Source organism: Stenotrophomonas sp. STEN031 (assembly GCF_056759975.1).
Map to the genome: position 1 here is coordinate 116,034 of NZ_JBRREA010000002.1, position 26,354 is coordinate 142,387.

21 protein-coding genes and 1 pseudogene are annotated in these 26,354 nt (G+C 60.2%); 8 read left to right on the top strand and 14 right to left on the bottom strand.

Annotation, left to right across the window (positions count from 1 at the left end; all coding sequences use genetic code 11):
- Window positions 1-111 precede the first annotated feature (111 nt).
- The 9 genes from ACVOLQ_RS01470 to ACVOLQ_RS01510 all read right to left on the bottom strand — a co-directional run bounded on the left by ACVOLQ_RS01470 (window position 112) and on the right by ACVOLQ_RS01510 (window position 10,094).
- The gene (locus ACVOLQ_RS01470) at window positions 112-462 is read right to left on the bottom strand and encodes a hypothetical protein (protein ID WP_313172254.1); all 351 of its coding nucleotides are present in this window, start codon (window positions 460-462) and stop codon (window positions 112-114) included.
- A 21-nt stretch (window positions 463-483) separates the two neighbouring features.
- Window positions 484-3,234, bottom strand: coding sequence for a type VI secretion system ATPase TssH (tssH, locus tag ACVOLQ_RS01475; RefSeq protein WP_481526807.1), 2,751 nt, complete (start codon window positions 3,232-3,234; stop codon window positions 484-486).
- A gap of 66 nt (window positions 3,235-3,300) precedes the next feature.
- Complete coding sequence (gene tssG / locus ACVOLQ_RS01480; protein ID WP_313494784.1) at window positions 3,301-4,386, bottom strand: type VI secretion system baseplate subunit TssG; 1,086 nt, start codon at window positions 4,384-4,386, stop codon at window positions 3,301-3,303.
- Entirely contained in the window at window positions 4,350-6,185 is a 1,836-nt protein-coding gene (gene tssF / locus ACVOLQ_RS01485; protein WP_481526808.1) for a type VI secretion system baseplate subunit TssF, read from the bottom strand. The genes tssG and tssF overlap by 37 nt, the downstream gene beginning before the upstream one ends.
- The gene (tssE, locus tag ACVOLQ_RS01490; protein ID WP_313172264.1) at window positions 6,185-6,676 is read right to left on the bottom strand and encodes a type VI secretion system baseplate subunit TssE; all 492 of its coding nucleotides are present in this window, start codon (window positions 6,674-6,676) and stop codon (window positions 6,185-6,187) included. Before tssE ends, tssF begins: the two co-directional genes overlap by 1 nt.
- A 120-nt stretch (window positions 6,677-6,796) precedes the next feature.
- Window positions 6,797-7,294: an Hcp family type VI secretion system effector gene (locus ACVOLQ_RS01495; RefSeq protein WP_057628616.1), complete on the bottom strand. Its 498-nt coding sequence runs from the start codon at window positions 7,292-7,294 to the stop codon at window positions 6,797-6,799.
- Between the two features lie 146 nt (window positions 7,295-7,440).
- Window positions 7,441-8,931 carry a type VI secretion system contractile sheath large subunit gene (gene tssC, locus ACVOLQ_RS01500; RefSeq protein ID WP_313172267.1) on the bottom strand — a complete coding sequence of 497 codons (1,491 nt, stop codon included), beginning with the start codon at window positions 8,929-8,931 and terminating at the stop codon, window positions 7,441-7,443.
- A 3-nt stretch (window positions 8,932-8,934) separates the two neighbouring features.
- On the bottom strand, window positions 8,935-9,435 hold the full coding sequence (gene tssB / locus ACVOLQ_RS01505) for a type VI secretion system contractile sheath small subunit (RefSeq protein WP_313172269.1): 501 nt from the start codon (window positions 9,433-9,435) through the stop codon (window positions 8,935-8,937).
- Window positions 9,436-9,467: 32 nt separating this feature from the next.
- Window positions 9,468-10,094 (bottom strand): tetratricopeptide repeat protein, encoded by a 627-nt coding sequence (locus ACVOLQ_RS01510; RefSeq protein WP_481526809.1) that lies wholly within the window; start codon window positions 10,092-10,094, stop codon window positions 9,468-9,470.
- 239 nt (window positions 10,095-10,333) lie between these two features.
- On the opposite strand from ACVOLQ_RS01510, the gene tssJ reads away from it, so the two are divergent.
- From tssJ to ACVOLQ_RS01550, 8 genes are all read left to right on the top strand, one after another.
- Window positions 10,334-10,945: a type VI secretion system lipoprotein TssJ gene (gene tssJ, locus ACVOLQ_RS01515; RefSeq protein WP_313172273.1), complete on the top strand. Its 612-nt coding sequence runs from the start codon at window positions 10,334-10,336 to the stop codon at window positions 10,943-10,945.
- Between the two features lie 221 nt (window positions 10,946-11,166).
- Window positions 11,167-12,501: a type VI secretion system baseplate subunit TssK gene (gene tssK / locus ACVOLQ_RS01520; RefSeq protein ID WP_481526810.1), complete on the top strand. Its 1,335-nt coding sequence runs from the start codon at window positions 11,167-11,169 to the stop codon at window positions 12,499-12,501.
- On the top strand, window positions 12,501-13,292 hold the full coding sequence (locus tag ACVOLQ_RS01525; protein WP_313172277.1) for a DotU family type IV/VI secretion system protein: 792 nt from the start codon (window positions 12,501-12,503) through the stop codon (window positions 13,290-13,292). Before tssK ends, ACVOLQ_RS01525 begins: the two co-directional genes overlap by 1 nt.
- Window positions 13,293-13,302: 10 nt before the next feature.
- On the top strand, window positions 13,303-16,164 hold the full coding sequence (locus tag ACVOLQ_RS01530) for a type VI secretion system Vgr family protein (RefSeq protein WP_481526811.1): 2,862 nt from the start codon (window positions 13,303-13,305) through the stop codon (window positions 16,162-16,164).
- Window positions 16,161-16,673, top strand: coding sequence for a hypothetical protein (locus ACVOLQ_RS01535; RefSeq protein ID WP_313172281.1), 513 nt, complete (start codon window positions 16,161-16,163; stop codon window positions 16,671-16,673). The genes ACVOLQ_RS01530 and ACVOLQ_RS01535 overlap by 4 nt, the downstream gene beginning before the upstream one ends.
- An 11-nt stretch (window positions 16,674-16,684) precedes the next feature.
- On the top strand, window positions 16,685-18,565 hold the full coding sequence (locus ACVOLQ_RS01540; protein ID WP_481526812.1) for a TIGR02594 family protein: 1,881 nt from the start codon (window positions 16,685-16,687) through the stop codon (window positions 18,563-18,565).
- Between the two features lie 130 nt (window positions 18,566-18,695).
- The gene (locus tag ACVOLQ_RS01545; protein WP_481526813.1) at window positions 18,696-19,277 is read left to right on the top strand and encodes a M949_RS01915 family surface polysaccharide biosynthesis protein; all 582 of its coding nucleotides are present in this window, start codon (window positions 18,696-18,698) and stop codon (window positions 19,275-19,277) included.
- A gap of 277 nt (window positions 19,278-19,554) precedes the next feature.
- Window positions 19,555-20,076 carry a DUF7738 domain-containing protein gene (locus tag ACVOLQ_RS01550; protein WP_481526814.1) on the top strand — a complete coding sequence of 174 codons (522 nt, stop codon included), beginning with the start codon at window positions 19,555-19,557 and terminating at the stop codon, window positions 20,074-20,076.
- A gap of 47 nt (window positions 20,077-20,123) precedes the next feature.
- Here ACVOLQ_RS01550 and ACVOLQ_RS01555 read toward each other — a convergent pair whose 3' ends face one another.
- From ACVOLQ_RS01555 to ACVOLQ_RS01575, 5 genes and pseudogenes are all read right to left on the bottom strand, one after another.
- A complete protein-coding gene (locus ACVOLQ_RS01555; protein ID WP_481526815.1) occupies window positions 20,124-20,366 on the bottom strand; it encodes an integrase core domain-containing protein in 243 nt (80 codons plus the stop codon).
- A gap of 72 nt (window positions 20,367-20,438) precedes the next feature.
- A complete protein-coding gene (locus tag ACVOLQ_RS01560; RefSeq protein ID WP_481526816.1) occupies window positions 20,439-20,882 on the bottom strand; it encodes a DDE-type integrase/transposase/recombinase in 444 nt (147 codons plus the stop codon).
- Window positions 20,883-20,965: 83 nt separating this feature from the next.
- A pseudogene (locus ACVOLQ_RS01565) lies at window positions 20,966-21,231 on the bottom strand (transposase).
- Between the two features lie 148 nt (window positions 21,232-21,379).
- Window positions 21,380-21,925 carry a hypothetical protein gene (locus ACVOLQ_RS01570; protein WP_481526817.1) on the bottom strand — a complete coding sequence of 182 codons (546 nt, stop codon included), beginning with the start codon at window positions 21,923-21,925 and terminating at the stop codon, window positions 21,380-21,382.
- Entirely contained in the window at window positions 21,913-26,352 is a 4,440-nt protein-coding gene (locus ACVOLQ_RS01575) for an RHS repeat-associated core domain-containing protein (RefSeq protein ID WP_481526818.1), read from the bottom strand. The genes ACVOLQ_RS01570 and ACVOLQ_RS01575 overlap by 13 nt, the downstream gene beginning before the upstream one ends.
- Window positions 26,353-26,354: the final 2 nt, after the last annotated feature.

A 26,354-nucleotide genomic window follows, 5' to 3' on the forward strand; every position in this document is an offset into this window, starting at 1 on the left:
TCATGGAGTGTAGTGCGCGCTACACCCCGGACTGAAAACGGTTGGGTACATCCATTTGTCGCCACTCATTCCAGCGCCCGCCGGCGCTGGAACGAGCTTGTTGCGGGTGCATCAAGCGCTCTGCACGATTTCCTCAAGACGCAGGCGTACGCCTTCGCTGATCTGCAGGCGATAGTCACGTCCACCCGCGGAAACAAGCACTTCGCGCATATTGCTCACCAACTGCGGCTTACCCACCGGGGCGCTATCCATATGGATACGCCAGGAGCCGCGGCTGATCTGGCCAGCCACATTACGGGCGTCCTGGCGTGCCGCCGGCACCGCGCTATCCAGCAGTTCGATGATGTGCTCCGGGCGCAGGCGGTTCCATGCGCGCACGCGGTCGAGGTCGCGTCCCAGGCCCAGCTCCAGGCTGTCGCAGTGGTTCAGTGCTGCCTGGCGGTCAAATCCGAAAAAATCCATGGTGTTCTCCTTCGTCCGTAATCAAGAAACTTTGTACTTGAAGTCGCCCTTCTTGCCGGCGCTGACCTTGATGCTGTTGATGCGCGTGCCTTCGGCCATGGCCGTCAACACGTTCTCTGCAATTTCCGGCAACAGGGTGCCGTTGAGAATGTGGTCGACATTGCGTGCACCCGAGTCCACCTCGGTGCAGCGTGCCAATACGGCCTCCACCAGGCCTTCGTCCCAACTGAAGCTGGCCTTGTGGTTGACGCTGACGCGGTCGCGGATGCGGCCGAGCTTGAGCGTGATGATGCGCGCCAGCACGTCGTCGCTGATCGGGTAGTACGGCACGACTTTCATACGGCCCAGGAACGCAGGCTTGAACGTGCGCATCAGGATGGGCCGCAGTGCCTCGCTCAGCGCTTCGGCGCCGGGGATCTCTTCAGCCGGTTTGTTCAGGCAGGACTGCATGATCTGCGAGGAACCGATATTGGAGGTGAGGATGATCAAGGTATTGCGGAAGTCGATCTCGCGCCCCTCGGCATCATCCATCATGCCCTTGTCGAACACCTGGAAGAACATTTCCAGCACATCCGGATGGGCTTTCTCCACCTCGTCAAGCAACACCACGCTGTACGGATTACGGCGCACGGCCTCAGTCAGCACCCCGCCCTCACCATAGCCTACATAGCCCGGCGGCGAGCCCTTCAGGCCGGATACGCTGTGCGCTTCCTGGTACTCGCTCATGTTGATGGTGATCAGTTTGCGCTCACCGCCGTAGAGGATGTCGGCCAGCGCCAGTGCGGTCTCCGTCTTGCCGACGCCGGAGGGGCCGACAAACATGAACACGCCGCGTGGCTTGTTCGGGTCTTCCAACTTCGCGGTCGCGGTACGCACACGCTGGGCGATGGCATCGAGTGCGTGGTCCTGGCCGATGACCCGCTCTTGCAGCAGCGCGCCAAGCGAGCGGATGGTGCGGATTTCGTCCTTGACCATGCGGCCCAGCGGCACGCCGGTCCACGCCGACACGATTTCTGCGACCACAGTGCCATCCACCTGCAATGGCACCATCGGAGTCTCGCCCTGCAGCTCACGCAGCTCCGCCTGCAGCTTGGCGAGTTCTGCATGTTGTGGCGACAGCTCGCGGGCGGCAGCCTTGCTGCGCTTGCCGGTGGCCTTGGCGACCGCCACATCGGCCTGACCCTCTGCCGAGGCATCCGCCTCACCCTCGCCCGTCTGCCCTTGTTCAAGCTGCTGGCGCAAAGCAGCCACCCGTCCGGCGAGTTCGCGCTCGACGCCCAAGCGCTGCTCATTGCTGGCAAGCACCGCCTGCGCCTCGATCTGCTGCGCCTTCAGTTCGGCAAGGCGCTCTTCATGCTGGGTGCTGCCACCTGCGGTCTCGCGCTGCAGGGCAAGCAGTTCGGCCTCAAGCCGATCCAGATGCTTGCGCGTGTCTTCGATGATGGCCGGCGTCGCGCTTTGCCCAAGGGCGACCTTGGCGCAGGCGGTGTCCAGCACGCTGACCGCCTTGTCCGGCAGCTGGCGGCCACTGATGTAGCGATGTGACAGACGCACCGCCTCGGTGACCGCTTCGTCCAGCACACGGATACCGAAATGTGCCTCCATCAGGCCGACCATGCCGCGCAACATCGCAGCGGCCAGCACTTCGCTGGGCTCTTCCACCTTCACAACCTGGAAACGACGCGCCAGGGCAGCGTCCTTCTCAAAGTACTTCTTGTACTCACTCCAGGTCGTCGCTGCGATGGTGCGCAGCTCACCGCGCGCCAATGCCGGCTTGAGCAGGTTGGCGGCGTCGTTCTGGCCCGCCGAGCCGCCAGCACCAATCATCGTATGGGCTTCATCGATGAACAGGATGATCGGATGCGGGCTCTTCTTGACCTCGTCGATCACGTTCTTCAAGCGGTTCTCGAACTCACCCTTGACGCTGGCACCGGCCTGCAACAGGCCCATGTCCAGGGTATGCAGTTCAACACCCTGCAACACCTCAGGCACATCCTTCTCGGCAATGCGGCGGGCCAGGCCTTCCACAACCGCGGTCTTGCCCACGCCCGCCTCACCCGTGAGGATGGGGTTGTTCTGGCGACGGCGCATCAGGATGTCGACTACCTGGCGGATTTCGGCGTCGCGACCGATAACCGGGTCGATCTTGCCATCGCGTGCACGCTGGGTGAGATTGGTGGTGAACTGATCCAGCGCCGGCGTCTTGGACAAGCCCCCCTTGACCTCACCGGGTACCGCGTCAGCACCGTCATCAGCCCCGTCCGAAGCAGCGGCATCAGCGAAGCGTACAGTCTGTGCTTCCTGCGAGCCCTCGGTCAGCTTGGCGAAATCATGCTTGAGCTCTTCACGCTTGAAGCGAACGAACAATTTGGAGCCGCGGTAGGCCAGCTGCGACAGATCCGGCTCGGTCAGCAGGGCCAGCAGCAGATGGCCGCTGCGGATGCGGGTGGTTTCCGAATCCAGCGAGGCAATCAACCATGCGTGCTCAAACAAGGCAGGCAGATGCTGTGAGAACACCGGGGTGCGGGTATTGCCGGTCTTGAACTGGCTGATTTCATCACTGAGGTCACGTTCAAGCGACTCTGGGGAAATACCGCTGCGCTGCGCGATCAGCACGAAGTCACTCTTGGGCTGCTCCAGCAGGGCCAGGAACAGGTGCTCCAGGTCCACCTCATAGTTGCCACGCGCCATGCACAGATTGGCTGCGCGCTGGGTAGCCTGGCGGCAGGTGTCGTCCAACTTGCTGATAAGTGTTTTGAGGTTGATGCTCATGCGGAACCACGCACTCCCTGCTGAAACCGTTCAAATACCGGCAGCGTTGTCGCCACCGGCGCCTCGTCATTGCAATGTATGGATGCCATAGGTGGTGTCATCGCGGGAGGCAGATTGCCCACGTGTGCACATATAGCTGTCCCAACCCAAGCGCGCGCCATTTCCCAGTGCGCTACCTTGGACATCCTCGGCACGCAGCACCAGCCGCACCTCATACTCAAGCGTCCCGCCGGTCAGCAAGGCCAACCACTTGGCCAAGGCCAAGGCCGCATTGCCACCGGGCAGGAAGTCATCAAACGCTTTCTTTGAAAGCGGGCCTATGCGCAGCCGCAGGCGCAGATCACGCTGCCAGACACGATCACCCGCCAGCGCACTCGCGCCAAGCACGGCGTTGGCTTGTCCCAGTCGGGTCGCCTGTCCCGCCGGCACGCGGTACCAGGCACCGACAAACTGCTCCACTTCAAGCGGAACCTGGAAATAGTCGGAAAGCACGCGCTGCATCAGCGCCGCCGATACCGGCCGCTGCCGAATCGCACCGGCGTAGTACGCCACGGCCTGATCGAAGATGTCGCCTTCGCCGTCATGCAGGCGGTCGCGCAACTCATGCATGCCCATGCCGAGCAGCGACAGCACCAACGGCAGGAAGCGCTCACGTCGATCCAGCTCGTACTGCAGCGCCAGCCGATGCTTCTTCCACGCCGCGTAGTGCAGCGCTACGGCACGGGTTGAAAAGATATCCAGGAACGCGCGCGCGGTACGGTCGCGCTCATACAGCTCGCGAACCTGCAGGGTCTCGGTGTAATGCAGCGGAAGTGCACCGGCCGTACCCAGCAAGCCCATGAACTGCGGGGTCAGGTGCACCTCGCCCAGGGTCTCGGCGGACAAGGCCTGGTCAATGGCCTCGGGCTCCTGCAGGCGATCGCCGGCCAGCGAGTACACCTCTCCGTCAGCTGACAACTCGGTGGCCGGGAAGCCCAGCGACAGGTTGTTGCGGAAGCGCACCCGCATCGGGATGGCCTGGCCCGACTTGACGCCTTGCCGCTCGAACACCTGCTCAAGCAACCGCACCGCCTGGAAAAATTCGAAGCGGTGCGGCTGGGCGAGCAGCTGCTGCGCTACGCCAGGATCGATTCGCCGCTGCGCGCTTGGCATCGGACGATCTCCTCCCCGCTGTCGCCGGAAATCAGCACCAGTCGGGTGAAACTATTGGCGTGCACATACAGTGCGAAGAAATGATCCATCACCTGCGCGAACGCGGCCACGCCGGTACCGACGAAATGGGCCTCGTTGATGGTCAGGCGAATCTCCAGGCCACGCACGACGGAGGCGAACTGGCGACCGGACATCCAGGTCGTTGCCGGCACCTGCTCCAGTGCGAGGATGCCATCCACCTGCCGCGCGGACACATTGCTGCCGGACAAGTCGTACAAACGCAGCATCTCCTTGAGCGCGGCCAGCCCGCTTCCACTCAGCGACAACTGGTTCAGCGAGAGGTGCGATATCAACCGCCATTGCGCACTGCGGCCGTGACGGAAACGCAGCGGTCGGGTCGGCTTGCGCAGCAGGGTGATCGCCTTGGCCGGGCTGCCTCCCTCGATGCTCAGATCACCGCCGGTCACGCCATGGGCAAGCTGATGCGGCAGATCACGATTGCTGCAGGTCAGCTCAAGACTGACGGTATCGGTCTGCGGCAACACCGGATTGAAGGACAGGTCAACGAAGCTGATCTCCATCTCGAAGCCCGGGCTCTCGCGCGCGATGTTCTCGTCACGGCGAGCCACCCAGTATTGGCCGGTGCGGTCCGGGTCCTCGCCATGATGCAGCGAATAGAACGGCCGGAATTCGTGAATCGCCTCCCCTTGTGGCGTCTGGCGGATACGGTGCACCGAATCGATGGAATGCACTTCGTAGGCAAATGCGCGGCGCGCGTCCGCCAGGACAGGATAATTCACCGTGCGATGGGTGACCCGGATAGGCTCACCATTGATCTTGAACAGGTTGACAATGGGCGTGCAGCCCAGCCGCACGTTATGCAGGCCTATGTCTTCCAGCACCATTGCATTGGCGCGTTCCTGTTGGCCCGCCGGCAGGATCAGGTGCAAGGTGAAGCGACGGCTGGCGCCAGCACTGGTGGTGGCAAGATCAAGGTCAACGAAGCCGAACTTTTCCGGGTAACCGAACAATTCGGTGAGCAGCCGATAGGCGGGATGCGACCGGGCCGGGAAGTCGATCAATGCCTCGCTGTCAGCAAAGCCCACCGGAGTGATCGGCACGGAATCCAGACGACGCCAACGCCCATCACCATCGGATTCAACATAGGCCGCCTTTACCCCGAGCAGCAAGGCATCACGCAAGGCTGCACGCACCGACGGCTCGCCATCGAGGAACAAGCGCAGCTTGTCGGTGCCCAGTTGGCCGAAGCCAAGCTGATCGGACAGCAGCTGGAATCCCAGCGAAATCTGCGCACCGCTCCCCGCCGGCAACGCCGTTGCCATGGGTGCATCGGCCACCGCGCGATACGCAACGGAGGCAATGCTGATCGGCGCAAGCACAACGTCATAGCTGGTGCGGAAATCACAGGGCACCCCGCGAACCGCCCTGCTCTGCAACGACGTACCACGTGGAATCCGCACCGGCGCGCTCAGCTTGGACGCCACCCCTTCCATGTCGAAGTAGGCAATCGAGCAGGCCGGGAATGGTCGCAGGTAGTGCGGGTAAAGCACGTCCAGCAGCGCATCGGTGAACTCCGGGTAGTCGTCATCGATACGCTTGGATACACGCGCGGTCAGCAGCGCGAAGGCCTCGATCAGGCGTTCGACATGCGGATCCTGGCTGCCATCGGCGGACAGCTGCAGGCGACCGGCGATCTTGGGATAACGTTCGGCGAACTCGCGCCCGTAGCGACGCAGGTAGGCGAGTTCACGCTCATAGAAGGGCAGCAGATCCTGCATCAGAGCGCCTGTTGCGTGCGACGGGCGCGGGTGACCTGATACTGCAATGTGGACGGCTGCAGCATTGCGTCGAAACTTACCGGTTCACGCGCAGGCTCGAGGTCCAGCAGCGCGTGAATGGTGAAATGCAGCCCGCCGGCGAACTGTTTGCCAGCATCGAGCTGCACACTGACATTCTTCAAGCGGCGCTCATGACGGCCAACGGCCTGCTCCAGCGAGCGGCAAATGGCGGAGCGGTCGTAGGCGTTGGCCAGGCTCATTGCCGAGAAATCGCCCAGCCCATAGGTCAGCAGCGACTGGCGGCAATTGGGGAACTCGGCCATATCGCTCTCCTGGAATGCGGCGCGCGAGTTCAGCAGCCCCTCCAGGTCTCGTGCGATGGATTCCTTGTACTGTTCCAGCGATACGGACTTGAAGATCGGCCCGGCACCCGCACTGCGCGGATTATCGTCAAACAGTTTTTCCAACAGGCTGGGTTCGAGTCCCTTCATCGTTGTTTCCGGTAGCTGGGCATCCGTGCGTTACGGCAGCGATGCAACTGCAGGGCCTTTCCTGGCCTTGCCGGGATTGAGACTGCGATGGCGCATGACGCGCCATCGCAGAACACATCATCAAACGGTGTAGTTCGGGATGTTCTTGGTTGCGCTCCACTGCGCCACGGTCTTGCCACCAACGCCGCCTTCCGGCTTCTGCTGCTGGTAAGTCCACTTGATGGCACCAAAGCTCAACTGCACCACTTCCTGCGGCATACCTTCCTTGTCAACCGTAGTGGTGACGCGGTGTACCAGCACGTTCAGCAGCTCGACCAGGTAGTAATTGATCGCGTTGCCGTCCTTGTCAGCGCGCATGAACTCAACGCGTGCCTTGGGGAAGGTGGTGCCGTTTGCAGCGGCCTGGTTAAGTGCCGTGGATGCGAGGTCGATCGACTTGATGATTTCGATCGGCGACAGGTTCACGCGGGCTGCCGTGGTACCACCGGAGGTGGAAGCAGTCGCCGAACGCGGCTGCAGCAGGTCCTGCGAGAAAGACTGGATTTCAATCCAATCCTTGTGCTTGTCGTCGTGCGACTCACCCTTGATGGTGTCAATGGAAAGAAAAGCGTGCTGCATATCTGGTCTCCTAAATTCCGTTCTTCCGTGAGATTGTTTGCCAGGCGGGGGCCTGGCGGTTGAGGGGGGCTTCGCCCTCTAGAAATGTGCGCCACCGCGAGGAAGGGACCGAGGTCCCTACCCGACGCTACAGCAACATCAAAACATCACGACTTTTTCGCGGACGCCGGCAATTCGGCGACCAGTCGCAACGAAACAGACAGCTCATCGAGCTGGAAATGCGGCCTGATGAAGGCCACCGCGCGGTAGACACCGGGCTTGCCCGGCACTTCCGAAACCTGCACAGACGCTTCGCGCAACGGGAACTGCGCCTTGGCTTCCTGGCTGGCGTTGTCGTCCAACAATACGTACTGGGCGATCCAACGATTCAGGAATTCCTCGACGTTGCCCGCGGAGGCAAAGCTGCCGATCTTTTCGCGCATCATCGCCTTGAGGTAGTGAGCGATGCGCGAAACCGCGAAAATGTACTGCAGCTGCGCAGACAGGATCGCGTTGGCATTGGCCGAATCGGTGTTGTACTTCTTCGGCTTCTGTGCCGACTGCGCGCCAAAAAATGCGGCGTAGTCGGTATTTTTACAGTGAACAAGCGGCATGAAGCCGAGGTCGCTGAGCTCTTTCTCACGACGATCGGTGATGGCCACTTCGGTCGGGCACTTCAGCGCCACCTCACCGTCATCGGTACGGAAGGTGTGGGTCGGCAGATCCTCGACCAGACCACCACCTTCAACGCCACGAATCGCAGCACACCAGCCGTAGCTTTCGAACGCCTGGGTAAGGCGTGCACCCGCCGCATAGGCGGTGTTGCACCACAGGAACTTGCTGTGATCCGCGGCTTCGATCTCCTCGACGAAGTTGAAGCCCTCGACCGTGGTGCCATCCTTGGGGTTGTACGGCAGGCGGCCGAGGAAACGCGGCAGTGTCAGGCCAACGTAGCGGCTGTCCTCGCTCTCGCGGAACGACTTCCACTTGGCGTACTCAACCGTGTCGAACACCTTGGCCAGGTCGCGTGGCTTGCCCAGGTCAGTAAACGACTCCAGACCGAACATGCCTTCGCTGGCAGCAGACAGGAACGGCGCGTGTGCGGCAGCAGCCACATGCGACATCTGCTCGATGAAGTACATGTCTTCCGGCTGACGACCGAGATAATAGTCGCCGATCAGCGCGCCGAACGGCGCACCACCGAAGGTGCCGAACTCTTCTTCGTAGACCTTCTTGAACAGTGCGCTCTGGTCGAAATCAATCGCGGACTTGAAGTCCTTGACCAGGTCCTTCTTCGGCGAATTGAAGACCTTGATCTTCATGTTCGGCCCAGTTGAGGTCTGCGAGCACAGGTAGTGCAGGCCGCGCCAGCTGCCTTCCAGCGCCTGGAATTCCTGGGCATGCATCACCGCGCTGAGCTGCTCGGAAATGATCCGGTCGATCTCGGCGATGCGCGCATCAAGGGTCAGGTTGAGGTTGTCCGACACCACCACCGTGCCGTCCATGACCTCCTGCGCCAGCGCGGAGATGATGTCCTTGGCACGCTCGTGCTCCGTGCGCGACTTGGCAACCTTGCTCTTTTCAACGATCTGGTCGAGAAGATCGATCTCTTCGGTGACCGCTTCCTGCGCGGCCAGCTGTGTGGCTTCAGATGCCATCGCTTATTCCTCCTTCGCCGCGCCGAGCTTCTTGAGTTGCTCGGTGTTGTTGAGCACATCCGTCAACAGGTCCTCGAGCTTTTCATTGCCCGCCAACTTGTTGCGCAGATCGGCCAGCTTGGTGCGCGACTCCAGCAGGCGGCGCAGCGGATCGATCTGCTGGACCACGGATTCAGGGCGGAAATCCTCGATCGAGTTGAACTTCAACTCCACGCCGAACTCGCCGCCGCTCTCGCTGATCTTGTTCGGCACGCGATAGACCGCGCGCGGACCGGCGGCTTCCATCACTTCGTCGAAGTTGTCGAGGTCGACGTTGACGAACTTGCGATCCTTGACCTTGGGGAGCGGGTTTTCCGGCGTGCCACTGAAGTCACCCATCACACCAACCACAAACGGCAGCTCTTTCTGCTCGATCGCGTCGCCCTTCTCTACGTCATAAGTAAGCTGCACGCGCGGCGGCCGGATCTTCTGTAGCCGCTTTTGAACGCTGTCCTTCTTGGCCATGGGTGTCTCCTGACTGGTCCTGTTGATCCGGCTTAATTGCCAATGTTCTGGAAGGGATCGGCGCCGTTGTCGCGTGCCGGACGCGCCGGTGCAGGCTGGGCAGCTGCCGGCGGCGTAGCGCGGCGCCCGGCGGCGGTGGAACGCGTAGCCTGTCGCGTGGCGCGCGGCTTCGGCTTGCCGGTTTCAAGAATGGCGTCGCCCATGGTGGAGCGCAGCGTGGTGACCAGGGTCTGTGCTTCGCGCTGTGCGGTTTCCGAGGCCAGCGCGCCGCGCCCATCCAGGCGCTGCAACGACTCATTGGCGATACGGAAGCCGGCGACAGTCAGCACGCCGTCGGCGACAAGATCATCGGGATCGCGTTGCAGCACTTCTTCCGCTGCCACGATCGCGCGTGCATAGCGGTTCTGGTCGAACTGCAGCTGGGCGATACGTACCCACGGCTCCTTGCGCGTGGGATCGGCTTTCGCAGCGAGCTCAAATGCGCTGATCGCTGCATCGGCACCTGCCGTCGACACCTGCGCCTCGGCATTGGCCAGCGTTACATCGAAAGGAACTTCTGCTGCCTTCTTCGGCGTGGATGCACAAGCGCCCAACCCCGACACCAATGCCAACGCCAAAATCGAACGACGTGTTGCCGCCCCAAACACCTTCACATCCATAGTGATTCCTTCGTCGAAATAAGTTCCTAAAGGGAGCCGCATTTCCGCCGATACAACTCGCGGGAATCCAGTCCCAGCGGCGGCAGTGTACATTCGGGAATGCGCGCCGGTATAGTCATTTTCGAAATCGCGATCTGTTTGTTCTGAACATTTCCTTCACATCGTCGTGTTGCACTCGCAACCAGATGTCATCGTTCACCCGCTGCTTTCTTGGCGCCCATCACTAAATGAATGCGTACATGAGCAAACTTTTGCGTGTGGTTTCACTCCCAACTTTCATCCTTGTTAGCACCATCGGGTTAGGTGGCTGTGCATCCGGCAGCAAACTGGGCAAGGCCATGGACAGTACACTGCAAGCAGTTGGCCTGCGTGAAGCCAAGCCTGAGAAACCTCCGGTAGTTCCGCTGAAAATCTACGCCGGGACCAATCTCAATGCCGGCAATGACAAGCGCGCCAGTGCTGCGGTTCTCAAGATCTATCACCTGCGCAGCGCACAGCGTTTCGAGCAGGCCACCTTCAATGCATTCCTCGACCAGGCCGGCGAACAGGCTGCACTGGGAGCGGATCTGCTATCGGTCAACGAAGTAGTACTGACACCGGGTGTACGGCAGGAATTGTCCGAACAACTAAGCGATGGCACCGCCGTGATTGGCGTCGTTGCACTGTTCCGCTCCCCGGCCGAGAACCGTTGGCGCATGGCCTTTGACGCGCGCACGAAGAACCTGCCCAGCGATGGCATAACCATTGGTGTCCACGCCTGCGCACTCACTACCGATAGCAGTGCGTTGAGCTCACGCATCTCGGGGGACCCCGGCAGTTTGGCCTCGGTGCGTTGTGCCGGCGCCCGCTGAACGGCCCGCATTTTTGCGGCAACCTCAACATTGCAGCGCAGGCATGCGCTAGTATCTTTCGCGTTCGCACCACAAGCTGTGATGAAAATCATGATGTGAATGGAGTTTTCACATCACGCTGCAAAGCTGCCAACAACGCGAATCAAGCGGCTTGAGCAGCATGCTGGATGCAACGCGCCGACAGGATTTCCAAGGATTGAAATGTGGCTTACGTAAGCAGGATGTCGAAGGTTTTATGGGGTGAAGGTTTGTTCCTGCGCCCACAGCACTTCCAGCGTCAGGACGCCTATCACGAGGCACGTCTGCAGGACCTGTCCCAGACGCTGCACCCCTATGCCTGGGGCGCAAGGCGTGTACGTTTCGATCCGCATGCGTTGACCGGTGGAACCTTGCGACCGCTGGACCTGTCCGCAGTGTTCCCCGACGGTGAGACCTACGACGCGCCGGTGCATGACAGCCTGCCCGACGCTGTCTCGCTGCAGGACCTGCCAGCGGGGGTACAGGCGACGATTGTGTATCTCGCATTACCGCTGTTGCGTGATGATGGTCGCAATTGCGCCGACGCCGAGGGCAGTGTGCTGGCGCGTTACCGGCAAGCCAACCGGGTTTCGGATGACTTGTTCACCGATGCGGCCGAGGCTGAGCTGGCTTACCTCAGCAAGGCGGTGAAGCTGCTCACCGACGATCAGCCCAAGGACGCCTACACCACCGTACCGGTTGCACGCGTGCGCCGCACGTCAAGCGGCGGCTTCGAGCTTGATGATGAATTCATCCCGCCGTGCGCACAGCTGCAGGCCTCCCCCTTCCTGCATCGCGAGCTGCGCTCGGTGCTGGATGCGTTGCAGGCCAAGGTGGATGCGCTGTACGGCCTGCATCGGCAGACCTCGCAGAACATCATCGAATTCCGCTCAGGCGATATCGCCTCGTTCTGGCTGCTGCATACGATCAACTCGTCGTTCAGTGCCCTGGCGCATCTGCTGCATCACCCGCAGCTGCACCCGGAGCGCCTGCACCAGGAATTGCTGCGCATGGCCGGCGCCCTGCTCACCTTCTCCAACACCTATCAGTTGAACGATCTTCCGGTGTATCGCCACGACCAGCCGGAAGCCTCGTTCCGCAAGCTGCTGGAAATCGTACGCGCCCTGCTTGAGACGGTGATCTCCACGCGTTATTTCAAGATCGCGCTGAACGAGATCAAGCCGTCCTATCATCTTGGCCGGCTCGATTCGCAGCGCATCGACGGCGAAGCGTCGTTCTATCTGTCCGTGTCGGCTTCCATGCCGGCGCAGGACCTCATCCAGACCGTCCCGATCCGCTTCAAGATCGGCGCACCGGATGATGTGGAGAAATGCGTTCTTTCTGCGCTGCCCGGCGTGAAGCTCACCCACGCCGCGCAGGTACCGGCCGCTATTCCGGTACGGCCTGGCAGTCACTATTTCGAAATTGATCCGCGCGGCGCGCTGTACGAGCGCATGCTCAAATCGCAGTCGCTGATGATCTACGTCCCGGCCGGCATTGCCGACCTGAAACTGGAACTCGTTGCGGTGACCACCTGATGAATTCACACCTGCCTCCCACCCCGGGCCCGATGCCGTCACTGACCGGCAATGCGGCCATGGCCAACAGCACTCCGATCACGGCGGCTCCGCAAAGCCTGCAGGATCTGATGTCCGATGGTTTCTACCTGCTGTTGTTACTGAAGCGCGGGCAGTTGCCCAACGACGCCGAGGGCTTCGTGCAGACCGTGCAGAAGTTCCTCGACGGCGTCGAACGCAATGCGATGCGCCTTGGGATCGCAGCAGAGGACGTATATGCCTCCAAGTATGCGTTCTGCGCTGCGGTGGACGAAGCCATCCTCTCCCAGCCTTCGCCACTGCATGAAGTATGGGAACGCAGCCCGCTGCAGTTGCGCATGTTCGGCGAGCATCTTGCCGGCGAGCATTTCTTCGACAAGCTTGAGGAGTTGCGCCGCCAGGGTGGTCCACGCCTGCCGTCACTGGAGGTGTACCACTACTGCCTGCTGATGGGCTTCGAAGGCAAGTATCGCCTAGAAGGTACAGAGAAGCTCGGTTATCTCACCGCGCGACTTGGCGATGAGATCGTCTACCTCAAGGGCAAACGCCACGGCTTCGCCCCGCATGCATTGCCACCGGACAATATCCGGAACCAGCTGCGCCGGGTCATCCCGTTGTGGTTGCCAGCCGCAGTTGTTGGTTGCTTCGGCGTGCTGGCCTTCATCGGCCTGCGCACCTACATGGGTCACGATACCCGCCAGCAGTTGGCGGCCTACAACAACGTCGTGCAAATGCCCGAGCGCACTGCACACATCACGATCACCTTGCCATGAGCCTGTCGATATGGACATCCCGAGCTCCTCGTTGTCTGCCGCGCTCGCCGCGCTGTCACACCAGAATCGTCTGATCAAACTGCAGGCCCCGCATGAGGGCCTGGTGGTTGAGCGCTTCGAGGGCCAGGAGGCCCTGTGCGGCGTCACGCGGCTGCAGATCGACTGCCTCTGCACCGACGCGTACCTGGAGACAGATGGTTGGCTGGAACAGCCACTGACCCTGCAGCTTCAGCTGCCGGACGGGTCGCCGCGACAGTGGCACGGCTTGTGTACCGACGTGGCGCAGCTGGGCAGCGACGGTGGCCTTGCCCGCTACCAGCTCACGCTCGAACCGTGGACGGCACTGCTACGCTTGCGCCGCAACGCGGTGATCTTCCAAGACCTGGATGTACGCGCGATCTGCGGGCAGATTTTTGATGATTACCCGCAGGCGTCCTATCGCTTCGATATCGAAGCCGCCTTGCCACAGCGCCCAATCACCACGCAATACCGCGAGAGCGATTGGGAATTCATCAGTCGGCTATTGGCTGAAAGTGGCTTGGGCTGGCGCATCGAGCAAACCCAGGACGGCGATGGCGCACATACCTTCGTGGTGTTTGAGCCTCAGGCCGAATTGCCTGACCTCGGCAACATCCGCTTTCATCGCATTGCCGCCAGCGAATCCAGTGACGGCATAACCGGTTTCAGCGAGCAGCAGCAACTGGTTCCCAACAGCAGTACCGTTGCCAGTTGGCATGCCGACAAACTCAACGCGATTGCAGGGCAAGCCAACGCACAAAGCGGTGACGTTCCGCCGCTGGAAGTGTATGTGCAGCCGCGGGCTGGCCGCTTCAACGAGTCCACCTGGGCGCAGAACGAGGCCCAGGCGCGACTGGACGCGTTGCAGGTTGCCCAACTGCTGCATAACGGCAGCAGCAGCGAACGCCGCATGGCGGCGGGCGCACGTTTCAACCTGACCCAGCACCCGCAACATGAGGGCAGCCAGTTCCAGGTGCTGGTCGTCGCCCACGCCGCCGTGAACAACCTGGAAAGCGGCATTGCCGAGCTGCTTGGCGATACCGCCCTGGAGCGCGGCAGCTATCGCAACAACTTCATCGCGACCGCGGCCAGTGTGCCGGTGCGTGCGCTACCGCATGACCGCCCTACCCTGCACGGCCCGCAGACCGCCCGCGTGGTTGGCATCGCTGATGCCGCACTCACTCCCAACCGCGAACACCAGGTGCGCGTCCAGTTCGGCTGGCAGCGTGGCAGCGCCCCGAACGCCGGCGGATTGAGCGAAACCGGCAGCGCCCAAGCCGGCCACGCGCCCGGCGACCAATCCAGCGGCAGCTGGGTGTCCGTCGCCGAATGGATTGCCGGCCCCAACTGGGGTACCGCCTTTCTTCCCCGCATCGGCAGCGAAGTACTGGTGGAATTCCTGCACGGCGACATCGATCAGCCGCGCATCACCGGCCAGTTGTACAACGGCAATGTTGCGCCTCCCTTTGGCGGCGGCATTGACGACAACGCAAAGCATCCAGGTGTACTCAGCGGGCTGCATACACAAGCGCACGATGGCAGCGGGAGCCAGCAGTGGCTGATCGACGACACCCCCGGCCAGCTACGCACACGCCTGCACAGTTCACTTGCCGACAGCCGGCTTGAACTGGGCTACCTGATCCAACATCAGAACACGGAGCGCGGCGCATTGCGTGGCGAAGGTTTTGAACTGGCGACGCAGGGCTGGGGCAATGTGCATGCAGCCGAGGGCTTGCTGTTGTCCGCCAGTACCCAGGAGCGCGCAGCGTCAACGGTGATGGACAATGCCGAGGTCGTTGCCCAGCTCAGGGGTGCCGAACGCAGCCTGGAGCAGATGCAGCAGACACTGCAGCAACAGCAGGTCCCGGGCCTCAACGCGTGGCAGCACACTGGTCAGTTGCGCGAGCAGATCGATCCCAGCGTGGACGGCCGCTTCCAAGGCGTAGTGAATGGCCAGTCCCAGTTCAAGCCCAACGATGGCCGTACACCCGGCGACAAAGCGGTTGAGCGCTTCGCCAAGCCGCTGTTGCTGGCTGAAGCACCCAATCATATCGCCTGGACCACACCCGCAAGCGCGATTGCGTTCGCCGGGCAGAACCTGCAATTGACCGTACAACAAGACCTGCACGCCAGCAGCGGGGAAACCATCGCTGCGGTCTCCGGCGGCCAGGTTTCGCTGTTCGCGCAAGCCGGCCCGGTGCGGTTGATTGCTGCCAACGGCCCCGTCAGCCTGCAGGCCAACGACGGCGAACTGGAACTGCTGGCCGACCAGGCCATTACCGTCACCGCCACCGACCAGCGCATCGATGTACTCGCCAAGAGCAAGGTGGTCCTGCAGGCAGGCAGCAGCGCAATCACCCTGGAAGGTGGCGATATCACCTTCAGCTGCCCTGGGGAGTTCAAGGTCAAGGCGGGCGAGCATCCATTCCTGGGCGGCAGCAGCGATGCACCGGCCTTGCCGGCACTTCCCGCCGGCCTTTTCGCGTTCAAGGAAAGCCTACGTTTCGCTCTGGAAGGCAGTGATGCGTTGGCCGCGGACCTGGGCTGGAAAGGCAAACCGTTCCGCATCAACGATGCCGATGGCAAAGAAGTTACCAGCGGCACCGTTGGCGAGGATGGCCGCCTGCCACGCGTCATGGCCGACGGTCTGGGTCGCCCTTTGACATTGCAGGTTGGCGAGGATAGTTGGGACAAAATTGCTTCCAGTGCAGGTTTGCCGCCAGAGAATGACGGCGACAACCCTGACTTCGAAGGCGTAGATCCATTCCTTGGCCAGCCAAGCGACCCACCCACCGGCTCGCTCACTTCAGAGCAGATCCTCGAACTCCTCAACGAATCTCCGGCATCCACATGAAGATATTTTCGCTCCTCATGCTTCTGTGCCTGAGCTGGGTACCGGCCGCCCAAGCGCAACAGTACGCCTCCGGCAACACCGACATCAGAACCTCCCAAGGCACCCTGCGCGTCAACTCTGGCTACGTCAGCCATTTCAATGCCCACAGCTTTCACGTCTACACTTTCCAGTATCACCCTGCGTCCGATGGTGCGGTGTGGAATCAGCTGCCACTGCTACCAAGCTCCGAAGCACCCCCTACCGAATTCCTCGTCAAAGTCACTGCTACCGCAGACTTTCCGTTGCGCGACGCGCGCGTAGTCGTTGAGTCAAATGACGTTGCCTTGTACGTCGCACAATTGAAGTTCAAGACAACGCCGTACGACGAAGACAGCACTGTTGAGATGTACCGCTATCTGCTGAAGCAGCAACCAGATGAAGAACGCTGGGTGTGGGTGCTCGACACCACCCGACTGCTTCCAAAGGGCGTGAATGTCACGCAGGCGTTGACCAGAATTTCCAATCGATAGGCGGATACCGGATGACCACCTATATCAGCGCAACTTTCGACAGGGAAACACGGACCGTGGAGTTCACCGCCGACACCGGCGACAAGCTCATCCGCAGTGGCGGCACGCTGGCTTGGTTACTGAACAATCCAGGCAACCTGCGGCCCGGCGGCAAGTACCAGAAAATGATAGGCGAGGCCGACACCAAAAGTGGGAAATTCGCCATCTTTCCGACTGCTGAAGACGGACGGGATGAGAAGCGAGCCTTGCTGCGGCGCAAGTACAACGAAATGACATTGCACGATGCCATGCATGTCTACGCACCAGAGGACGAGAACGATACTGCTGCCTATCTCGCGTTTGTCCGGAACCGCTCTGGTGCTACTGACGACACCGTCATCAAAGACATGACACCGGAGCAGTTCAACGGCATGGTCGCCGCCATGGAGCAGTATGAGGGTTTCAATGCCAATGCTGATTCGCGCAAAGAACGCATCGTTCACGCTACTCAAGTCACGTTGTCAGACGGCGCCAGGCCATTGCCTGCCACCCCCGTTATCGTCCGCAGCAGCGCCACAGGTGAGAGGAAGACCTCTACCAACCAGAATGGTGTACTCCCGACTTTCGTTACCCGCCAACCAGGCGAATTGATCGAACTGTTCCTGGACGAATCCGGCAAGCTCGGCACAAAGATTGGCGAATTTGCTTTGCAAAAAGCCTCGTCCTCGCTGATTTTTGCCCGCCAGTTGATGACCATTGGTGGCAACTCGCAACCCCATAACCCCACCCGTACTGCCGACGGTAGCCGTGCTCCCCTGCGCTACGTGGTGCAGCCGGGCGACACGCTCGCTTCAATCGCGGCGCGATTCAAGACATCTGTCGGCGAGCTGACAGCAAACAACCAGATCCGCAACCCCAACCGCATCTATCCCGGCCACGTTGTCTGGATCTACGGCAAGCCGCAGACCACAGCCGCCAATGATCCCGGACCGGCGGCCCCGCCCAAGCCACAGCCCATCGTATACAGCGTCCGTTCTGGCGACACGATGGGCAAGATCGCCGATCAACATGGCACCAGTGTGCAGGCTTTGATGGCAGCCAACCCCTCCATCAGCAACGCCAACCGGATCAGTCCCGGACAGAAGCTGACGCTACCGGCAGGCGCGAAGCCCACTTCCAGCGGAACACGCGCTGCGGATAATGCGACTGGAGCGCGAGCCACATCCCCTCCTTCGTTGATCAGAACCCGCCCCCGCACACCGCCGCCAGCGACCAGCCGCAGCGCGCCTGCACCTATCTTGCAAGCGCGCGATACCCGTAGCCGGGAAGGCCAAGGCCATCCCATTGCGATCATTCCTTTTTCGCAAACGCGTGCGCCGTGGATCGAACACGCCTACACCCAGGCTAGCAAGTGGGCGGGAAAGAAAGAAGACGAGATCAGCCAGACTGTGAATTTCCATTCCGAACTAGGCTACGGTCGGCAATTCACCAGTCTGTCGGGTAGCGCCAACGCTTGGTGCGCCTCGTTCGTGAACTGGTGCCTACGCAGCGCGGGTTATCCCATTTCTTCGCCGTACCCCTACCGTGCGCGGTCCTTCGCCGCGGATACTACCAATTTCAACCAGATCGACGAACCCGTGTATGGCGCTATAGGTCTGGTAGGAACTTCGCACGTCGGCTTCGTCTATTCGATGGATCGCGAGCGGCCTGTTCTCCTGGGCGGGAACCAAAGCGATCAGATCAACTTCGTCCGATTCAACCCTGCGACCCTGCGCTATTACGTACCGACAAGCTATCTGCCCTTCGCTCAGAAGGAACTAAAGGAATCCAAGCTCGATGAACTGGCTGCTGCTGATCTCAACACCGCCCTCGGCATCGTCGTCGCCAAAAAAGCCGGGGGCAATACGCGCTGAGACAGCTCTGTTAGCGTTGGCAGTAGCGCTTCTATCGGTATTCGCCACACCAGGCTGTAGTTCACCCACGTCAGTTGACACAGCAGAAGTTTCAAGAGCAAAGGCAGTAGCCGCGGTGAAGCCGGAGCGCATGGCGAAGGTGCAGGTACGCGCCGATCTTCCTCTGGACCAACTAAAGCGCATGTTCAAAGGCACGCTTGTAAAGCAGCTCGCGTTCGACGACAAAGATGGTCACGGACTACTTCTGCTTTCACGCAATGAGGAAACACTGCAAGAGGACGCCACTGAAGAGTCCGTCGGCCATATCACCTTGATTGCGGAACAGTTCATTCGCACTACCGCTGACGCGCCATGGACCTCGCGCTGGCAGGTTGAGCAGTCCATCTCATGCGAAGGCCTTGATCTTGACGCCGGCTATTTCCTGGAGCAGACGCAGGCAACAGACCTGGATGCAGATGGCCGTGCAGAGCTGACGTTCGCTACCCACAGTTTCTGCGGAGGAGGCATCGACCCTCAGCAACTGCGTATCGATCTACGCCAAGGTGATCAGCAACACTTTGTGGTGAACGGCGACTCGCTCGTGGAGATCGAAGGCGACCCACCATTCGGTGGCGAACGCCGTGATGATCCGAACGTAGCCAAAGCATTGCCGCAAATTCGGGCACACCTGGACAACGTCTGGACGGCGATCAAACGCGGATCTACTCATTGAACAGGGCTCGCCCGGACCAGGCTGTCGTTCACCACCAAAGCTCTAGCCAGGCGCATGCGCACAGTTGCGTCAGTGACGGCAGCCGGGACAACATCGCAGACGTCTACAAAGACATTCTCAGCAAGGAGAACGAGGTCAAGTGACGCGGCAAGAAGTCGGCAGACGTCTACTCACAGCCGCCACGCTTGGTATCGCACTCGTCGGCTGCGATGCGAGATCTTCCCGTGCTCAGTCTCCTGCGGCAGCAACTACCGCCGCAGCTGCCAGCGCAGGACCTTTGATCGAAACCACGCCAACTGGTTTGGTCTATCAAGGCAACGCAATGAATCTCGGCGCACCGATGAGCGAATGGATACAAGCGCTGGGCCAAGACTATCGAAGCACCCAGCCAAGCCCCGGCCTTACCGTACTGGTTTGGGACAAGCTTGGCATCCGTGTCTATCCCGACAACGGCAAAAGCCCCAATGCCACCATCGTCACCATTGTCCTGAACCATATGGACCGCGAAGCTGCTGGCTTTGAAGTCGCTGCGCCCGGCACCGAGCTGGAACCGCTACACGTCTTCAGTCAGCCGCTATCCTTGCAAGGATTGGTGATCACGAACCGAACGACGGTGGGCGATCTGCGCGTTGCAGGCGGTGAAGCTTGGGATTTCAGTTGCACCAAAGGTGTAGCCACGTGCTTCACTCACCGCACCGATCTTGCGCCTGACCAGCTATCCATCGCGTTCGCCGTTGACGGCCGGATCGAGGACAGTGTGATCTACGCGGTGGAGCTGCAGCAGGCTGCGCCGCAATAACCAACCCGCCATCGGCAAACAGAGCGTTAGTGTCGACTCCCCATAATTCAAAGCCAGGCTAAATTAGAGGTTTCCGGTTCGTCGTATTGGCGGAACTCGGCAGGCGTCAGCCCGGCAAGGCTGTCGTGAGATATCTCGGTGTTGTAATCGGCCAACCACTGTCCCGCTTGTTCACATACTTCGGCGAGATTGCGGAAGACGGGCATATCCAGCACGCCACGTCGAAAGCTGCCATTGAAGCGTTCGATGAAGCCGTTCTGCGTCGGTCGTCCTGGCTCGATGAAATCCAACGCGATGTTCTTTCGCTCCGCCCAATCCGCCAAAGCCAAAGCGATGAACTCGGGGCCATTGTCCAGGCGAAGCTATGCCGGATAGCCTCGCCACGCCGCAATTCGTTCCAAAGTGCGTATGACCCGCGTAGCCGGTAAATTCAGATCAACTTCGATGGCCAAAGCCTTGCGACTGAAATCGTCGATTACGTTGAATGTCCGGAACCGCCACCTATCCCAAAGCGCGTCGGAAATGAAGTCGATCGACCAACTGCCGTTGATCCGCTCACCGGCCACCAACGGCCTCGGGTGTCGGTTTGGAAGGCGCTTCTTCCCTCGCCGACGCTGGTTGAACTTCATTAAGCAATACACACGCCAGACACGCTTGTGATTCCAGACCAAACCGCGGCGACGAATCAGTTGAAATAGCTTGCCGAAGCCGCGCTCCGGAAAGCGCTCAGAGAGCTCGGCCAGTAACGTGATTACCTCTTCGTCCCGATCTGGCCGATGGCGGTAGCGTACCGTTGAGCGAGGCATCCCAATCGCAGCACAGGCCCAGCGCTCGCTCCAGCCGTGGCGGTCCTACAGCCAGGCCAAGAGCGGGCGCTTATGCGCCGGGTCTAAAGCTTTCTTGCAATCAGATCCTTCAACGCATGATTCTCCATCGCCAGTTCGGCGTACATCCGCTTGAGCTTTGCGTGCTCGGCTTCTACGTCGCGCAACCGATGCACGTCCGAAGCTTCCATGCCGCCGCACTTGGAGTTCCATACGTAGCACGTCGCATCGGAAATCCCAAGCTCACGGCGACATCCTTGACCTGCCTTCCGGCCTCAACCTGCTTCAAGGTGGTAACGATCTGACTCTCAGTGAATTTGCTCTTGCGCATCGGGGGTCTCCTTGAGGCTAGTTTGTCCGGAGACCTCTAAAACACCTGAATCAAGCTTACGGTAAGGCGACACTCCCACGGCAGCTATCGCCGAAATAATCAATTAAATAAAACCGGGACAATAGTTCGCACCCAAAATAGGCCGCGATCACGAAATAATGTATGAAATGAATTCCTTGATATTCTTGTACTTATTTTCGCGCTGCCCCTGGTATGTCCAGACCTCAGGCTCATCACCCTTATTCCAAACCAGCCAGGCAACATCACCGTCATCCAAACTGGTATATGCAAATAGAGAGATACTGGACTCATCGAAAGCATCTGGAGCAGAACCATCCCAACTCTCCCGCTGAGACGCTGCGACCGCCTTAAGTTGTTTTGAAGCCAATAATTTAGCTAGTTCTTTCATAGACGGAAATCGCCAAGCGACGTCTACGATAGAAGAAGCAAAGCTATATCTCGCCCGCAACATCGGAGTGGTGGGACGAAAGCTAGCATCCAACATGGGATACTCGCTCGGCGGCGCAGCATCGGGTCGGCCAACTTTCATTTTCAAAGAAGCATCAATCTCCTTCTCTGTCATTCCCGCGCCCCGCAAAATTACTTTTACCTCCTCCGCCCTCTCTGGGTAAGACTTCCGTAACGTCTCGAAAATAAAAATAACCTCATTGTCAACTGGCGCTATTTTCTGCATTTCAATGTCACCTTGTGATAAACCGTTCCCGCGGGAACTCCCTTGGCTATTCCGCCAAGATAAGAATTTACAGACCTGAGAAGCGCCATCGCTCTACCGCCTGCTATCCGCCCACCCATGATCGCATCTGGAGTATGCCCGACAACCTTGTTAAGAAAACGGCGGGGATATTTCTTCCTCAAATTTCGCTTCCACGTGGCAGACGCCGCCTCCTCAACCGCGGATATCGAACTCCGTTTAGTCAATGATCCTCCAGCTTTCTGAATCTCGCTATTCCAAGCTCGGACAAACCGCTGAAGCTGCCTGTGCTCGGGCGTTCCGGCGGCGTACTTGCTACTGTCTATTTCTAGAATAGTCTGTCCATTCGGGTCTTGAATAATCTTTATCCGCTTGAGACCAAGAGGATCGATATCCATCAGCGGAGAATCCCCATATAGGTAAAGATTATCTCCACCATCCAAACCCAAAGGATCCTGACTTATGAACGAACCTATATCGGAATCGAAGAAACGATTGCGATTGTATGCAAATCCAGTTTCATCATCAAAGTACTGCCCCTGATAGCGCAGAGCGCAATCAAGAACATTATTGAATAACGCCTTGCCGTTTTGGCCACGCCATAGCGGCGAGTCCAGACACCAGACAACGGAGCCTTCGGCATCCGTCACGCGAGAGGGGCATCCATTAGGATCCACTTCATAAAAAAATGTAGTTTGCTTACCAACATCCACACACTCAACCACGCCCCTCTCGCCGATGCTTGACCCGGACTGTCCCTCCACCTCTTGCGTCAGCGTGTACAAGCTGTTACCAGCACCTTCCCCACCGAGAACCGCACTACCCAGCACCCCAAATCCAGCCACACTTGAGCGCGATAGCGTGCAGTTTTGCTCCAATGCACGTGAACTGAGTGCTTTATTTCCATCTGGCCCAATCTTTTCGCCAGATGGATCTCGACTTCTCTCACGCTCAAAAAAAAGCAAAGGCACAAAGGTTTCCGGGTAATAGACGTGCTCCCGCAACCGACCATACAACGCTGCCAACTTCTGCTGCCGCGCTCTCACCTCAACCAAGTTCGCAACATTCCCCACCCAAACCGATGCCGCGTCTTCCGCGTCGTTAGCCTGCTGCACCTCGCCCAGCATCGCGTCACCATCCCAGAAGAACCACGTCGTCTGCGTTGGATTGCGCTTGAATACCCTTCGACCTAGAGGGTCGTAACCGTAGTGCGTAACTTGTCCATTGCGCCGGCTTTCGGCCAAACGGTGGTTGGCATCCCAGATCAAGGTCAGATCGTCGGGAGCGTCGCCGTGCGGTGCGCCTTTGCGTATCAGGTCGCCTGCCCTGTCAAATACGTAGTGCACGCCCTGGTACGTACCTTCGCGCGTCCAAGTGACCAGCTCATCGTTGTCGCCGCCCACCACTTTACGTGCCTGCACCTGCTTGATCTCGGTGCGTAGGCGGTCGCCCGCCGGGTCATTGAAGAAGCGTTCTATCTTGCCTTTCGGGTCGGTGTGCTGCAGCAAGCGCCCAATAGCGTCATAACGGTATTCGTCCACGCCTTGGCCGCTGTCACTGCGTCGGGTCAGGTTGCCGCTGCGGTCGTAGTCGTAGTTGGTTTCAAACAGCGGCGCCGCGTCCTTGAGGATGGACTGCGAGGTCAGCAGGTTGCGGCTGTCATAGCTGAAGTTGCGCTGCAGATGCGGGCTCAGGGTTTCCTGCGTGGTCCGCCCCAGCGGGTCGCGCTGCATCAGGATCGGCGATTCGTCATTGATCGTGATCGATACCGCCTGATCACGCAGGTCGTAACCAATGCTCAGGTGATTGCCGGCAGAGGTTTCGCGTGACACCCGGTTGCCCACCGCGTCGTAGCCATAGCCGACGCGGAAGCCATCCTGCAGCTCTTCCAGCAGCTGTCCGACCGGGTCGTAACGCCGCTTGACCGTACGCGAGGGATTGCGCATTTCCACCAGCTGTCCGAGCTTGTCGTAGACAAAGTGCTCCTGCAGCTGCTGCCCGGGATGGCGGATATCCGGCAAGGTCTTGCGGGTGATCCGCCCCATCTTGTCGGTGTTGAAGGCAATCTTCTGACCGAGCGGGTCGACCGTTGTGGTGAGCCGCCCGGCAGCGTCGTAGTTGTAGCGCCGCGCCTGGCCCCAATAGTCGACTTCCTCGACGATGCGGCCGAGCGGGTCGCGCAGGAGTTGGTAGGTCTCACCGCGTTGATTGATGACAGCGACCAGCTGTTCTTCGCTGTCATAGCGGTATTCCACGGTATGACCATCAGCCTGCAGCCGCTTGCCGATCTGGCCTATACCCACATACTCCAGCAGGGTCTGCGCGCCGGCTTCGTCGGTGTAACGGACCAGCTGATCTTCCGCATCGTATTCGCAGCGCACACCGGCACCGTCGGGCGTGATCGTCGCCAGCAACCGGCCTTTGGCGTCATATTCATAGCGGCTTACCTGGCCCAGCGGGTCCACCTGCCGCAGCAGATTGCCCAGCGCATCCTGCTCGTAGCGACTCTCATGCCCGAGCGCATCGACAACCGCGGCAACCAGTCCGTGCCGGTCGTAGCGCAGCTGGGTGACGGCCTGTCGCGCGTTGGTCTGCGCGAGCAACTGCCCGCTGGCGTCATAGTCATAGCGTGTGGTCGCCGCCAATGGATCGGTCTGCGCAACCATCAGTCCACGCGCGTCATAAGCCTGCTGCCACGCGGCGCCATCCGGCGACCGCAGCGCAAGCATATTGTCGTTGTCGTCGTACTCCATCTGCAGCGTGCTGCCATCGGCCCGCGTCAGGCAGCACAGGTTGCCGTGTGCATCGTAGGCAAAGCCGGTACGCAGGCCTTCCGGATCGGTTACCGCAACCGTGCGGCCGAAGTCGTCGTACTCAAAGAAGGTGACGCCGTCGAGCGGATCAATCTCGCAAAGCGGCAACTGGTTCTCATCAAACTTGATCACGCTCAGGTGGCCAAGCGAGTCAATAACGCGGGTCTCGCGCAGCAATGCGTCGTACTCGAAATGATAGTCGTACAGCCCGCCATCACCCCAGGAATGCACTACCCGTCCCTGCGCATCAAAGGTGTAGTAGAACGACAGGCCAACGCGGTCAGTATGCTGTATGAGCCGATGTTGCCCATACGCAAACGTGCGTGCAGCGCCCAGAGGATCTATTGCGGCAACCAGATCGCCATCATTGCTGTAACGGTAGCTCACCAGGGGATGCACCAGCCCGGTCGCCGGGTCATGCAGGGCCATGCGCTCTATGCGGCCCCCGCGCGCGTCCACATCGATGAATCGGCCTTGCAGGCTACCGACACCACTTTCGACGATACGGACCAGATGGCCGTCGTTGCGCTCGAACCGCCAATAATTGCCGCTGGCGTCTTCGATACGCTGCAGCACCAAGCTGCCATGTGCAGGCAACGGGGAAACCCCTGCAGGCAGATCGTTGCCGAACACATACTCCAGCCCGCCCTTGAAGCGCACCCGCAGTTGGCCTTGTCGGCGCAGCAGGCGCGCGCCATCGACAAAATCGAGTATCGCCGCCGCCTCGCCATCCACTGGCGGCAGCTCGGGGAAGAACGCAACCTGCCCCGGCCCGGACATCCACACCGAGCCGTCGGCCAGCACTTCCAGCATGATGTCGGCAGGCGCCTGCCAACCGATACCACAGGCACCGCCACGGTCGATCTGCGCGGAGCTATAGCTGCGCTGCCAGACCAGCGGCAGGCGACCGGGAATCTCGAAATCCTGGTGACTGACCACCACACTGCCATCGCGGGTATCCACCGGCTCGGCGCGCAGGATCTTGCACTTGAGCGTGCCTGGCGGCAGATGGCCCCACTTGCCTTGACGCCACTTCTTGAAGGCATCCATCTTGCCCTGGAAGAACTTCGTCTTGCGCAGCTTGCCAAGTCCGGCGAAGGCTGCACGAAATGCCATCGCTGTCCATGAGATCGTCGGCGGCCCACCTACCGTTACATTGGTGGGGATGGCCACGTTCAAACCCGTCGGCAAGGACATCGCCCGCAGCGGCTTCTTGGGCTTCTTCATCCGGAACGGGTTGATCATGCCGGCCAGGTTGCAATCCAGCACCGGCATGGCCAGCCGCGAGAAGGGCTCGCCGTCTGCCGACACCGTGCGGCTGCCCATGAAGATTTCCTCGCCATCGAACTGCGGGCCCATCGGCGCGGCCAACGGCGGTGCCCACACCCCTAGGGGAATATGCACGTCCAGCCCACCCGTGCCCGCAGTGGCGCGATGCACACCATTGACCTTGATCGTCGAGCCAATGAACGGGATGTAATCGAAAGGATCCAGTACCAGCCCGATATGCGGCGTCGGCAGCGGGCTTGGCGGCACCGCATACATATGGATGTCGATGCCCAACTGCGGATCAAGATGCTTGGCAGCGATGCTCATGG